The organism is Mesorhizobium sp. ES1-1, from assembly GCF_020164785.1.
GTDB lineage: Bacteria > Pseudomonadota > Alphaproteobacteria > Rhizobiales > Rhizobiaceae > Mesorhizobium.
The window spans coordinates 354,568-367,728 of sequence record NZ_JAIUGX010000003.1 but is presented as its reverse complement, the minus strand read 5'-3'; the positions used below and the strand labels follow the sequence as shown (position 1 = coordinate 367,728).

Genomic DNA, 13,161 nt, shown 5'->3' with positions numbered 1-13,161 from the left:
TCTACCGGAGGCACAGACATATGCCAGAGGTGCCGGCTATTTAGGGCCTAGCCAGCCAGCGCGAGCCATCGCCGCCTCGGCATTGGCCCTCCCTTACTTTTTTGCCACCGAAGTTTCGTATTCTACGTCGTACATTCCCAATTCGAAGAAACGTTGGAGAATTTTCAGGGCGAGGGCGTGAGTGAATGACGCAATCTCGTAGGGCATCGTGTTCGAATGTTTGACGCCGTGGAAGCCAAACAGATTTCGACCATCGAACGAGTAAGGCAACGCAACGTTGCCATGGAATAGTGCGTTCCGGTATTTGTACAGATCACGAAATTTACCAAGTACGTGGTCTGACTTTTCGCCGTCCAGTAGCGCTCGTAATCGTAATTCCAAAACCCCGCTATTAGCTTTGTCCGACGAAGTCGACAGCATCGCCTCGATTGCAGCAAGCGACCACATAAACCCGATCAAGGGGTTTTCGGAGTTCCTAAAAATCTGGGAAACGTAGCTCACACCCTTCATAAATTGCGATTTGGGCTCACCGGTTATCTCTTTCGGTCTGCCCCATAGGAAGTCATAAACGTTCTTCGCGGATAACTTTTTCAATGCCACGACAGATGCGCAGTCACTTCTATTCTGAAGGTTGATCTTAAACCGCTCAGACGTAGCCCCATCACCCCCACTCAATGATACAACACGATTGACTGAGACCGCCAGCGGATCAGCAATGTGAGATGCCATCAGAATGGTGTAGGTTTTCAGCTCAAAATCTCTAAGGAGCTCGCCATGGAATACCACGCCTTTTGTGCGCCGCAGTGCACTCGCAAAATCGATCTCTGTGGGTGAGGCCTTTTCCTCAAATGACTTTCTAACAATTTCGCGGGAACGGTCGACGTACGTCGCGATCAGCTTTCTATCCAAGGCAATGTGGAAAACGAGGACTTTTGAAGTCTCACTCATCGTGTCAATGTTCGACGCGATCTTTCGAAGATGGTCTCCGTTTCGCTGCTCAATGGTGAGGAACGAATGAGGCGCATGGTCCATGCTCACCTTGCCACTCATTTCAAGTAGGGCACTCCAACTCGAAGTATCTTCGCTTCGAAATACTTTTGGTGCTAAAGCGATGATCTCGAACTTCTTATTCAATAAGGACTTCATTAACACTCCGGCGAGAAATTGGAATTATTTTGAATACCGGCCTGCTTGGACGCCGCTTCACCCTCGATGCATCCCGCCGTTTCCCAACTAATACCGCCGAACAGGCCAAGGGTTTCATGTGACATTCCGTTTTCGTTGAAGGCAGCCTATCGCTGGAAGCGTCAACCTCACAAAAAGCTCTGCGGGTCGATATCGACCTGCACCCTGACCGAGCCGCGCTGCTTCGGCCCATTGGTCAGCATGGCGCGGATGAAACCTTGCATGTCGGCGCGCTTCTCGCCCTGGATCAGCAGGCGGAAGCGGTGGCGGCCACCGAGCAGGGACAGCGGCGCCTCGGCCGGACCAAGCACGAACAGGTCGGCGGCCTCCGGCGCGGCGCGGCGCAGGCCGCGCGCATGGCCTTCGGCTTCGGCCCGCGTCACCGCGCTGACGATGACACCGGCCAGCCGGCCGAAGGGCGGCAGGGCCGCCCGTTCGCGCTCGGCGATCTCGCGCTCGTAAAACGCTTCGGCATCGCCGGAGACGATCGCCCGCATCACCGGATGGTCGGGCTGGAAAGTCTGCAGCAGGCCAAGGCTCTTCTTGCCGGTTCGGCCGGCACGGCCGGTCACCTGGCTGAGCAGCTGGAAGGTGCGCTCGGCGGCGCGCGGATCGCCATTTGCAAGACCGAGATCGGCATCGACGACGCCGACCAGCGTCATGTTGGGAAAATTGTGCCCCTTGGCGACCAGCTGCGTGCCGATGACGATATCGGCCTCGCCATGGGCGATCGCCTCCAACTCCAGCCTGAGCCGCCGCACGCCGCCCATGATGTCGGACGACAGCACGATGGTGCGGGCGTCGGGAAAATGCGCGACGACCTCCTCGGCAATGCGTTCGACGCCCGGTCCGCAGGCGACCAGATGATCCAGCGTGCCGCATTCCGGGCACGCTTCGGGACGGCGCTCATTATGCCCGCAATGATGGCACACGAGTTGGCCGCGGAAGCGATGCTCGACCAGCCAGGCCGAGCAGACCGGGCAGCCGAAGCGGTGGCCGCAGACGCGGCACAGCGTCAGCGGCGCATAGCCACGCCGGTTGAGAAAAAGCAGCGACTGCTCCTTCCGCTCCAGCGTCTGGCGCATATGGTCGAGCAGCACCGGCGACAGGAAGCCGCCGCGCGCCGGCGGTGCGCGCCGCATGTCGATCGACCTCAGTTGCGGAAGCGCCGCCTCGGCGAAACGGGCAGAGAGCACGGCTCTGCTGTATTTGCCCTGGCTCGCATTCACCCGGCTTTCCACCGACGGCGTCGCAGACGCCAGCACGACCGGCAGGCCGCCAATATGGCCGCGCACCACCGCCATGTCGCGCGCATTGTAGAAGACCCGGTCCTCCTGCTTGTAGGCGGGGTCGTGCTCCTCGTCGACAACGATCAGGCCGAGTTCCTTGAACGGCAGGAACAGCGCCGAGCGCGCGCCGGCGACGACGCGAACGCTGCCTTCCGCCACCTGCCGCCACACCCGTTCGCGCATCCTCGGCGGCAGGTCAGAGTGCCATTCGCCCGGCTTGGCGCCGAAGCGCTGCTGGAACCGCTCCAGGAAGGCATGCGTCAGCGCGATCTCCGGCAGCAGGATCAGCACCTGCTTGCCCTGCTCGAGTGCCGCCGCCACCGCCTCGAAATAGACCTCGGTCTTTCCCGATCCGGTGACGCCGTCGAGCAGCGTGACATTGAAAACGCCGGCCGTGACATTGGCGCGCAGCATCAGTGCCGCATCGCCCTGATCCGGCATCAGTTCCGGCGCGAAATAGCCAGGGTCCGGCGCGGCGACGACCGGGCGCGGCGGGATCATCACGGTCTCGAAGACGCCTTGCGCCTTCAGCCCCTCGATCACCGTCGACGACACGCCTGCCGCGTGCGCCAGGCCGGACCGGGTCCAGGCCAGCCCGCCCTCGGCTGCTTCCAGCACGCGCATGCGCGCCGGCGTCATCCGGTCCGGGGCGATCGGCCGCCGCTGCAATCCCTCGATCCAGGGTTCCGGATCGAACGCCTCCGGGGCGCGAAGCAGCATGCGCGCCACCATACCTGGAGGCGACAGCGTGTACTGCGCCACCCAGTCGACGAAGCGGCGCATGGCACGGTCGATCGGAGGGCAGTCGAAGACCTGCTCGATCGGCCGCAGCTTTTTCGCATCGACGCTCTCGATGGCGCCATCCCAGACGATGCCGGCAACCTGCCGCGGACCGAGCGGCACGCGCACGATCGAACCCGGCACAACGCGCATGCCGGCGGGCACCGCATAGGTGTAAGGGCGTTCGGCCGGCATCGGCACCAGCACGGGCGCGGCCGAGACAAAGGGCGAATCTTCGATCATGAGACGTGACCTTGCCCCGACTTTGGTCTAGATCAAAGGGCAACGCTGAACGTGCCTCGCTGGCACGACGAAATCCTCAGGAGACCGTCATGAAATTTTTTGTCGACACCGCCGACGTCAAGGATATCCGCGAGCTCAACGATCTGGGTCTGCTTGACGGCGTCACCACCAACCCGTCGCTGATCCTGAAATCGGGCGGCAAGATTGCCGAGGTCACCAAGCAGATCTGCGACATCGTCAAGGGTCCGGTCTCGGCCGAAGTGACCGGCACGGAATACGCCGAAATGATGCAGCAGGCCAATGTTCTCGCCAAGATTGCCGACAATGTCTGCATCAAGGTGCCGCTGACGCTGGACGGCCTCAGGGCCTGCAAGACGATCCGCACCGAAATGAATCGCATGGTCAATGTGACGCTGTGCTTCTCGGCCAACCAGGCCCTGCTCGCCGCCAAGGCCGGCGCCTCGTTCATCTCGCCCTTCGTCGGGCGCGTCGACGACATCGGCCTCGACGGCATGGAACTGATCCAGGAGATCCGCCAGATCTACGACAACTACGATTATGAGACCGAGATTCTGGTGGCGTCTGTCCGCACCGTGAACCATGTCAAGCAGGCCGCCCTGATCGGCGCCGACGTCGTCACCGCGCCGCCGGCGACGCTGAAGGCTTTGGTCAAGCATCCGCTGACCGACAAGGGCCTCGAACAGTTCGCGGCCGATTGGGCAAAGACCGGCCAGACCATCGGCTGAGCCCTTGCGGTTTCGATTGGGAAAGGTCGGCAACGGCCTTTTTCAATAAGCGATTTGGTGCCAGCGCACGGGAGGCCTGTTGATCCACTCTCGCTTGCTCCGCTATCTCGACGAGGTCGCCCGCTGCGGATCCATCCGCAAGGCCGCCATCACGCTCAACGTCGCGGCATCGGCGATCAACCGCCAGATCATCGCCCTGGAACAGCAGCTTGGCACGCCGCTTTTCGAACGCTTGCCGGGCCAGATGCGTCCCACCGCCGCCGGCGAGGTGCTCATCGCGCACGCCCGCGACACGCTCAAGCACCACCGCAAGGCCATCGAACGGATAGAAACGCTGAAGGATGCGCGTTTCGCCAGCGCCTCGATCGCCACCGTTGGCGGACTGGCCAGCGACATGCTCTCCTACGCCTTGGCCGACTATCGCCGTGAACGGCCCTTCACGCGCTTTTCCGTCAGTGTTCTGCCCTCGGACGAGATCGCCTTGCAGGTCGCCGCCGGCGAGATTGACCTCGGCTTTGCCTTCGACCTGCCCGACACACCAAACCTCACCGTCGCGGCCTCCATGGCGAGCGGCTGCGGCGCATTCCTGCTTCCCGACCATGAACTGGCTTCGAAAGCCCTTCTGCGCCTCGGTGACCTCAGGCGCTTCCCGCTGATCATGCCGCAGCCGGGCGTCATGCTGCGTGACCGGTTCGACCATGCTTGCGCATCGGCGGGCCTGTCCATCGAACCGGTGCTGGAATCGAACAGTTTCGAACTGCTCAAGCATTTCGCCCTTCTCGACCAGGGCATCGCCATCCTCAACCGGATCGACGTGCTGCATACCCATCTTTCGGGCGAAGCGATCTTCATTCCGATCGCTGAATTGTCCCGCTTCACGCAGACGCTCAGCGTCGTGCATCGCGCACGCGGCCGCCTGGCGCCGTTGCCCAGCCATCTCGTCGAGAGGCTAAGCAACCTCATTGCCAGTCAATAAAGCGAACAGCCCGCGATGGATGTGGTGTTGCCTTTTAGGCAACGCCGCGCGCGCTCTTTGATGCTTTGAAGCAGCGTCGTTTCGGCTAACATGCCCCTGGGAACACAACCAGCAAAAATGCTGCTCAAAAAAGGGGAACATCATGACAGCCGAAGCACCGCAACCACGCAGTCTCGCCACCACCGGGGGAGTCTCGATAGGAGGCGCACCCGTTTCCTACACGGCCATCATGGCGGCGCTTGTCGCCGTTCTGGCATTCATCCCGGCTTCGATCGTGGTCGGCGGCATGGGCGGCGGCTGGCCGCTGCATGATGTCATCCATCCGCTGCTCGGCCTCCTGCTCGGACCGATTGCCGGCCCGATCGCCTCGGTCATCGGCATTCTGGTCGGCAACGTCATCGCGCCCTACACCAATCTCGGTCCCTGGAGCCCCTTGATGGGCGCCATGAGCGCCTTCACCGTCGGCATGGTCATGTATCCGAACCGCTCGATGTGGTACGTGCCGTGGGTCATCACGCTGGCCGCCAACCTGTTCTACCTCTACCAGTCGCTGTCGTTCGGCATCGGCTTCTGGCTTTGGCTCAGCAACGTCTTCACAGTCGATGTCGCGCTGATCCTCATCGCCATCCCCCAAATCCGCAACTGGGCGATCGCCCAGATTCGCGGCGGCTCGCCCAGCCTTTGGCTCTATTGCGCCTATTTCGTCGTGTTCTTCTTCGGCTCGACGGCTGGCATACAGCTCAACTGGGTGCCGTCCTTCGCCACCAACCCGTGGCCTGCCGAGGTTTGGCCTCCGCTGGTGGTCATCATCCTGCTCGAACGTGTCGTGTTCACCGCCGTCGGCGCGCTTGTCGCCTTCGCGCTGCTTGCCGCGATTCGCCGCTCGCCGATCGCAAAGGCCAAGATGGCGGGCTACTGATGGCGCTGGCCGCGCAAGACGAGGATGAACGGGCCGCAGGCCCGCTCATCCGCTTCGACGGCGTCACCTACCGCTATCCCGGCGCCGCACGCCCGGCGCTGGACGCCATCAGCCTGACCATTAACCGCGGCGAGATCGTCGGCATCATCGGACCGACGGGGGCCGGCAAGACGACACTATGCCTGGCGCTCAACGGCATCGTGCCGCAGTTCTTCGGCGGCGAATTCTTCGGCAGCGTGCATATCAACGGCCTCGACGCCATCGATACGCCGACCAGCCGGCTGGCAAAGCTCGTCGGCATGGTGTTCGAAGATCCCGAAACGCAGATCACCGCCACCACGGTGGAAGGCGAGGTCGCCTTCGCGCTGGAAAACCTGAAAGTGCCGACGCCGCAAATGGCCGTGCGCGTCCGCGAAGCGCTGGACGCGGTCGGCCTTGCCGGACAGGAAGCCCGCCATCCCGCGAACCTCTCGGGCGGCCAGAAGCAGCGGCTGTCCATTGCGGCCGCCCTGGCTCTGTCCTCGGACATCATCGTGCTCGACGAACCGACCTCGCAACTCGATCCAGTCGCGGCCGGCGAGGTGTTTGCCATCCTGCGGCGCCTCAATCGCGACAATGGCCTGACCGTGATCGTCACCAGCCATGCCAGCGAGGAACTGGCCGAGATCGCCGACCGCATTCTGCTGGTCTCCGACGGCAAGGTCGTGGCCGAAGGACCGCCTGCGCAGGTCTTTGCCGAGACACGCATGCTGGCCGAACATCGCGTACGTCCGCCAGATATCGTGCGCAGTTTCGAGGCGCTGGCGCGCGCAACGCACCACCGCAAACCGCTCGCCGCGCTGCCGGTGACGCTGGCCGCTGCAGAACAGGCGATCGCCGCCAATCCGCTCCCATTTTCCTTGCCGGCTGTACCGGGCGATGCGCCGCGCGACCATTCGGTGGGGTCGGCGCTCACCGTCGAAGGCTTGACGCATGTCTATCCCGACGGGACACAGGCATTGCTCGGCATCGACCTCACCGTGGCGCCCGGCGAGTTCCTCGGCATTGTCGGTCGCAACGGCAGCGGCAAGTCGACGCTGGTGCGCCATTTCCTTGGCCTTTTGTCGCCGACATCGGGTGCGGTGCGTGTCGGGGGCGAGGACATTGCCGGTCTCAAGATCAGCGATCTGGCGCGGCGCATCGGCTACGTCTCGCAGAACGCCCACGCTCAGCTGTTTTGCGACACGGTCGCCAAGGAGGTCGGCTTCGCGCTGTCGATGATGCGCAAGCCGCAGGCGGAGATCGACGCGACCGTGGCGCGTTCACTGGCCGACATGGATTTGGGCTGGGCAGCGGGCCACCACCCTATGGCGCTCAGCCGGGGCGACCGGCTGCGCGTCGTTATTGCCGCCGTACTGGCGCTCCAGCCGCCGATCCTCATCTTCGACGAGCCGACCACCGGCCAGGACTGGCGCGGTTCGCTCGCCATTCTGGACATGCTGCGGACCTTGAACCAAAAAGGCAAGACGGTGGTGCTGATCACGCATCATCTCTATCTCCTGCCGGGCTACGTCAGCCGCATGGTCGTGATGAATGGCGGCAGGATCGTGCGCCAGGGCGGCCTGCGCGACGTTTTCCACGACGGCCCGGCCATGGCGTCGGCGGGCCTGGTGCCGCCGCAGACCGTGCGCTTCGCCGAACACGTTACCGGGCTCAGCGCCGCCCGGCCGCTAGGCCCCGACGATTTGGCCGCCATGCTCGACGCCCGGCGGGAGGTCGCCTAGATGGTCAGTTACGCGCTTCAACGTCTGCCCGCCGAAACCACGGTGGCGCGGGCCGATATGCGGGTCAAGTTCGCGCTGCTCTTGCTGGCGAGCTCGGTGATCTTCGTCTGGAACAGCATTCTCCTGCAGGCGGCGTTCCTTGCCTGTGTTCTCGGTTTGATGCTTTCGGCCGGCGTGACCGCCACAACCATCCGCAAGCTGGTTCTCATCGTGCTGCCGGCCCTGGTGCTGATCACCGTGATCCAGGGCCTGTGGAGCCCCTTTGGCAGGACGCCGGTGTTCACCGTGCCCGATGGCGTGCCGGTCCTAGGCTCGCTTCATATCTTCTACGTCGAGGGGCTGCTGTTCGGCCTCGTCGTCTGTTGCCGCGTCCTGATCCCGATGCTGGCCTTCCAGCTGGTGTTCATGACCAGCGAGCCCAACGACATCGTGCTCGGCCTCGTCCGCATCGGCGTCCCCTACCGCGTCGCCTTCCTGTTCTCGACCACTTTTCGGTTCGTGCCGCTGCTTTTCCAGGAACTGGAAGGCATCAAGGAGGCGCAGAGGCTGCGCGGCATCGACATCGACGATGTCGGCATGGTGCGCAAGCTCGTCGCCCTTGGCCGCATGCTGGTGCCCCTGATCATGATCTGCCTGACCAAGGCGCAGCTCATGGAGATTGCCTTGCAGGCCAAGGCATTCAGCGGTTCGGCCGACCGCACCAGCCTGCATCCGTCACGCGAGCAGCTGTCGCCGGGAGAATGGCTGGCGATCGGGACCTGCTTCGGCCTGCTGGCAGGGGCCATAGCCTGCCGTGTGCTTTATGGACTGGGAGGAAAAGTGCTGTGACCCTTCTGGCTCCTGACGCTAGGGTCGACTGCGATGCCGCCACGCTGGCCATGCTGGAGCGCCAGGCGGCGGCTTGGAAGTCGGGCGACTTCACCGCCGCCGCCGCCGATTGGCATCCCGATGGCGTGCTGACAGCTCCCGGCAACCGGGTGCCGCGCGCAGCGCTAGCTGCCACCATCGCCAATTTCTGTCGCGACTATGGCGACCTCGACGTCACCGTCACCACCGCCTTCTCCTCGGCCGACGGGCGGCGCGTGGCGCTGGAATGGCTGTGGGCGGTAACGCGGCTGCGCGACGGCGCCCGCAGCCTGACCGAGGATGCCATCCTCATCGATCTCGACAGCGATGGACGCATCCTGTCTTGGCGTGAATATTTCGACACGGCCACCGCCGTGGAAGATCACCACAGCCCGCGCGACACGGTCGCCGGTCAGCCAGCTTGAGTCCGCAATGAGAGTCCTCGTCGTTTATTGCCATCCCTGCGCAGACAGTTTCAATGCCGCGGTGCGCGACACCGCCCTGGAGACGCTGGCCGAAAACGGTCATGAGGTCCACATGCTTGACCTTTATGGGATGGGCTTCGATCCGGTGATGCATGGTGATGAATGGCGCCGTTACGGCGACAAGGAGGCCAATTTGGAGCCTGTCTACGACCGGGCCCGCGAACTTCTATGGGCGCAGGCGGTGGTCTTCATCTATCCGACATGGTGGTATGGATTGCCGGCGATGCTCAAGGGTTGGCTGGAGCGGGTTCTGGTGCCGGGCTTCGCTTTCGAAATGCCGACAGCCACGCGCGGGCCACGCCCGAAACTGCGGCACATCCGCAAGGTCCTGGTGATGACCACCTGCGGGGCGACGCCTTTCATGTCGTGGATCATGGGCCAGCCGGGACGCCGCACCCTGCTGCGCGGCTTCCGCTCCGTGTGCCATCCGCTTTGCGCGACAAAGTTCCTGGCACTCTACCGAATGGACAGCGTCTCGCCCGCGCAGCGCCAGACGCACCTCCAGCGCGTCAGGAAGACCCTGGCCACGCTGGGCCGGGCCAGATCATTCCAGAGCCACACGGTGCCGGCGGATTGAGGGGCGTGTCTAGAGCGGGGAACCCTGCCGCCACTTGATCCGTTCGACGGACCGCAGGGTCAGCCGGCCGAGTTCCCGAGCCTGACCAGATCCTGCGCGATCGACAATTGCAGCGCTTCGGCAAGCTCTCGCGCGGCGCGGTTCTCGGCGTCGATCTGTGCCCGGTACGAGGCGAATTCCTGGCGCGGCCTGTCGAACGATGAGGTGACCGAGCGCTTGCCCGAAGAAATCACCACGCCGGTCTTCGCATCGGCCAGCCTGTAGGCCGCGGTCAACGTCACCGTACCAGCGGTCGGCTCGTCCTCATCGGTCCCGACCTGCACGAGGACCGCGGATTCGACCGACTCGGTGACGCCGAGATCGAGCGAATAGACGGGCGAAGCCGGTTCGCCGGCACCGCGCCCGAAGCCGAAGATCAGATTGTTCCGCACCTGCTGGGCGTAACGCGACTTGACCGGCTTGATGGCGATCGACGCCAGTTCGGCATTGGCGCTGGTGCGCGCGCCGGGCGAGAGCGGCGCGTTGGAATAGAGCGGCCGCACGGTGCAGGCCGAGGCCAGCGCAAGCGCGCCGATCATGCCGGCAACCGCGATGCGCCGCAGCACATGGCGAGCGTCAATCTTATTCGGATCAGGCAACGACATTGACGATCCTCTGCGGCACGATGATCACCTTGCGCGGTGTTTTACCTTCGAGCGCTTTCTGCACGAAGTCGAGAGCCAAGACCGCTTTTTCGACCGCACCTTGGTCCGCGTCGCGGGCAATTGTCAAATCACCGCGCTTCTTGCCGTTGACCTGCACCGGATAGGTCACCTCGTTGTCGACAACCAATGCCGGATCGAAGATCGGCCAGGGCCGTTCGGCAACCAGATCGGTGCCGCCAAGCGTTTCCCAGCACTCTTCCGCCAGATGCGGCATGACCGGCGCGATCAGATGCACGAGGATCTCGACGGCCTCGCGGCAGGCGCCTTTCAGCGCCGAATCGGCCTTGCCTTCGGCGACGTCGTTGAGCGGCGTGGTCAGCGCATTGGCCAGTTCATAGATGCGGGCGATGGCGCGGTTGAAGGCGAGCTTCTCGATGTCCTCGCCGACAGCTTTCAGGATCTTGTGCGCCGCCTTGGAAACCGCCGCGGCTTCTCCGCCGCCGGCCGCCGTCGGCTTAACATCGGCCAGCGTCTCGGCCGCCATCGACACCAGACGCCAGACACGCTGGATGAAACGATGCGCGCCGGCGGCGCCATCGTCGGTCCACTCGACATCGCGCTCCGGCGGCGAATCCGACAGCATGAACCAGCGCGCCGTATCGGCGCCATAGCCGTCGGTGATGTCTTCGGGGCTCACCGTGTTCTTCTTCGACTTCGACATCTTTTCGAGCGGGCCTATAGTGACGGTCTCGCCGGTGGCCATCTCCACGGCTCGACGCTTGCCGTCCGCATCCTCGAATTTCACTTCGGTCGGCGCCAGCCAGCGGCCATTCGACGCCGTCCCCAGACGATAGGTTTCGTGCACGACCATGCCCTGCGTGAACAGGCCCCTGAACGGCTCGGCCAGGTCGACATGGCCGGTCTCGCGCATGGCGCGGGTGAAGAAGCGCGAATAGAGCAGGTGCAGGATCGCATGCTCGATGCCGCCGATATACTGGTCGACCGGCAGCCATTCATTGGCGGCCTTGGGGTCGGTCGGTTCGTGCACCCAAGGCGCGGTGAAGCGGGCGAAATACCAGGACGAATCGACGAACGTATCCATCGTGTCGGTTTCGCGCCGTGCATCTGCGCCGCACTGCGGACACGTCACATGCCGCCATGTCGGGTGGCGGTCGAGCGGGTTGCCAGGCCGGTCGAACTCGACATCGTCGGGCAGTTTGACCGGCAGATCGGCCTTCGGCACCGGCACGACGCCGCAATGCTCGCAATGGATCATCGGGATCGGGCAGCCCCAGTAGCGCTGGCGCGAGATGCCCCAGTCGCGCAGCCGGAAATTCACCTTGCGCTCCGCCATCGGCCGGTTGCCGATCGTCTTCTGCTCCAGAAGCGTCGCCACCTCGTTGAACGCCTTCTCCGGTTTCATGCCGTCGAGGAAGCGCGAATTGATCATCGCGCCGTCATCGACGAAGGCTTCGTCGATGACCTGGAAGGTCGACGGATCGCCGCCCTCGGGCATCACCACCGGCACCACCGGCAGGCCATATTTGTTGGCGAAGTCGAGGTCGCGCTGGTCATGCGCCGGGCAGCCGAAAATGGCGCCGGTGCCATATTCCATCAGCACGAAATTGGCGACATAGACCGGCAGCGTCCAGCTGTCGTCGAACGGATGGACGACGCGGATGCCTGTGTCGAAACCCTTCTTTTCGGCCGTCTCCAGCGCCGCCACCGAAGTGCCCATGTGGCGGACCTCGTCGATGAACTTCGCCAGCGCCGGATTGCTTTCAGCGGCCTTCCTGGCCAGCGGATGGTCGGCCGCGATCGCCATGAAGGACGCGCCGAAGATCGTGTCCGGCCTTGTCGTATAGACTTCCAGTTCATGCTCGCCGGCCACGTCCGAAGCCAGCGGCCAACGGATCAGCAGGCCTTCCGAACGGCCGATCCAGTTCTGCTGCATCAGCTTCACCTTCTCGGGCCATTCATCGAGGCCGTCGAGCGAATCCAGCAGGTCTTGGGCGAAATCGGTGATCTTGAAGAACCATTGCGTCAATTCGCGCTGTTCGACCAGTGCGCCCGAGCGCCAGCCGCGCCCCTCGATGACCTGCTCATTGGCGAGCACGGTCATGTCCTCCGGATCCCAGTTCACCTTGGAGGATTTGCGTGTCACCAGCCCCTTCTCGACGAAGTCGAGGAACAGCATCTGCTGGCGATGGTAATAATCGACGTCGCAGGTGGCGAATTCGCGCGCCCAGTCCAGCGACAGGCCCATCACCTTGAGCTGCTCGCGCATGGCGGCGATGTTGCGGTAGGTCCATTCCTTGGGGTGGACCTTGTTTTGCATCGCCGCGTTCTCGGCCGGCATGCCGAACGCATCCCAGCCCATCGGATGCAGCACGTTGAAACCCTTGGCACGCTTGTAGCGCGCCACGACGTCGCCCATCGTGTAGTTGCGGGTATGGCCGATATGGATGTTGCCCGACGGATAGGGAAACATCTCCAGCACGTAGTATTTCGGGCGCGGATCGTCATTCTGCGCTTCGAAAAGCTTCTTAGCGTCCCAGGCCTTCTGCCATTTCGGTTCTGACGCGCGCGGATTGTATCGTTCGGTTGCCATGGGATGTTTTTCACTTAAAAGCATGCGCTGACCGCGCGACGCTTTGCGGTTCATGAATGTGGTCCGGGTGTTCACCATGGTTTGGCAAACCCGTCAA

At 63.3% G+C, this 13,161-nt stretch carries 11 protein-coding genes; 7 read left to right on the top strand and 4 right to left on the bottom strand.

Going from position 1 to position 13,161, the window contains the following annotated elements:
* Positions 1–93: 93 nt before the first annotated feature.
* Complete coding sequence (locus tag LB513_RS07060; protein WP_224662743.1) at positions 94–1,146, bottom strand: hypothetical protein; 1,053 nt, start codon at positions 1,144–1,146, stop codon at positions 94–96.
* A gap of 167 nt (positions 1,147–1,313) precedes the next feature.
* On the bottom strand, positions 1,314–3,497 hold the full coding sequence (locus tag LB513_RS07055; RefSeq protein ID WP_224662742.1) for a primosomal protein N': 2,184 nt from the start codon (positions 3,495–3,497) through the stop codon (positions 1,314–1,316).
* Positions 3,498–3,586: 89 nt separating this feature from the next.
* Between LB513_RS07055 and fsa the strand changes: the two genes are divergently transcribed.
* The 7 genes from fsa (at position 3,587) to LB513_RS07020 (ending at position 9,809) form a co-directional block, all read left to right on the top strand.
* A complete protein-coding gene (gene fsa, locus LB513_RS07050; RefSeq protein WP_224662741.1) occupies positions 3,587–4,243 on the top strand; it encodes a fructose-6-phosphate aldolase in 657 nt (218 codons plus the stop codon).
* A 79-nt stretch (positions 4,244–4,322) separates the two neighbouring features.
* A complete protein-coding gene (locus LB513_RS07045) occupies positions 4,323–5,219 on the top strand; it encodes a LysR family transcriptional regulator (RefSeq protein ID WP_224662740.1) in 897 nt (298 codons plus the stop codon).
* Positions 5,220–5,361: 142 nt separating this feature from the next.
* On the top strand, positions 5,362–6,138 hold the full coding sequence (locus tag LB513_RS07040; protein WP_224662739.1) for an ECF transporter S component: 777 nt from the start codon (positions 5,362–5,364) through the stop codon (positions 6,136–6,138).
* Positions 6,138–7,901, top strand: coding sequence for an ABC transporter ATP-binding protein (locus tag LB513_RS07035; RefSeq protein ID WP_224662738.1), 1,764 nt, complete (start codon positions 6,138–6,140; stop codon positions 7,899–7,901). Before LB513_RS07040 ends, LB513_RS07035 begins: the two co-directional genes overlap by 1 nt.
* Positions 7,902–8,729 (top strand): energy-coupling factor transporter transmembrane component T family protein, encoded by an 828-nt coding sequence (locus LB513_RS07030; RefSeq protein ID WP_224662737.1) that lies wholly within the window; start codon positions 7,902–7,904, stop codon positions 8,727–8,729.
* Positions 8,726–9,172 (top strand): nuclear transport factor 2 family protein, encoded by a 447-nt coding sequence (locus tag LB513_RS07025; RefSeq protein ID WP_224662736.1) that lies wholly within the window; start codon positions 8,726–8,728, stop codon positions 9,170–9,172. Before LB513_RS07030 ends, LB513_RS07025 begins: the two co-directional genes overlap by 4 nt.
* A gap of 7 nt (positions 9,173–9,179) precedes the next feature.
* Complete coding sequence (locus LB513_RS07020; RefSeq protein WP_224662735.1) at positions 9,180–9,809, top strand: NAD(P)H-dependent oxidoreductase; 630 nt, start codon at positions 9,180–9,182, stop codon at positions 9,807–9,809.
* A 59-nt stretch (positions 9,810–9,868) separates the two neighbouring features.
* On the opposite strand, the gene lptE is transcribed toward LB513_RS07020, so the two are convergent.
* Both lptE and leuS read right to left on the bottom strand, forming a co-directional pair.
* Positions 9,869–10,453, bottom strand: a complete 585-nt coding sequence (gene lptE / locus LB513_RS07015) for an LPS assembly lipoprotein LptE (protein WP_224662734.1) — start codon at positions 10,451–10,453, stop codon at positions 9,869–9,871.
* Positions 10,440–13,064, bottom strand: a complete 2,625-nt coding sequence (leuS, locus tag LB513_RS07010) for a leucine--tRNA ligase (RefSeq protein ID WP_224662733.1) — start codon at positions 13,062–13,064, stop codon at positions 10,440–10,442. The genes lptE and leuS overlap by 14 nt, the downstream gene beginning before the upstream one ends.
* Positions 13,065–13,161: the final 97 nt, after the last annotated feature.

Coding starts and splice junctions, on each gene's coding strand:
- LB513_RS07030 (WP_224662737.1), top strand. CDS start 7,902: ATGGTCAGTTACGCGCTTCAACGTCTGCCCGCCGAAACCACGGTGGCG.
- LB513_RS07020 (WP_224662735.1), top strand. CDS start 9,180: ATGAGAGTCCTCGTCGTTTATTGCCATCCCTGCGCAGACAGTTTCAAT.
- LB513_RS07060 (WP_224662743.1), bottom strand. CDS start 1,146: ATGAAGTCCTTATTGAATAAGAAGTTCGAGATCATCGCTTTAGCACCA.
- leuS (WP_224662733.1), bottom strand. CDS start 13,064: ATGGCAACCGAACGATACAATCCGCGCGCGTCAGAACCGAAATGGCAG.
- lptE (WP_224662734.1), bottom strand. CDS start 10,453: ATGTCGTTGCCTGATCCGAATAAGATTGACGCTCGCCATGTGCTGCGG.
- LB513_RS07055 (WP_224662742.1), bottom strand. CDS start 3,497: ATGATCGAAGATTCGCCCTTTGTCTCGGCCGCGCCCGTGCTGGTGCCG.
- LB513_RS07035 (WP_224662738.1), top strand. CDS start 6,138: ATGGCGCTGGCCGCGCAAGACGAGGATGAACGGGCCGCAGGCCCGCTC.
- fsa (WP_224662741.1), top strand. CDS start 3,587: ATGAAATTTTTTGTCGACACCGCCGACGTCAAGGATATCCGCGAGCTC.
- LB513_RS07040 (WP_224662739.1), top strand. CDS start 5,362: ATGACAGCCGAAGCACCGCAACCACGCAGTCTCGCCACCACCGGGGGA.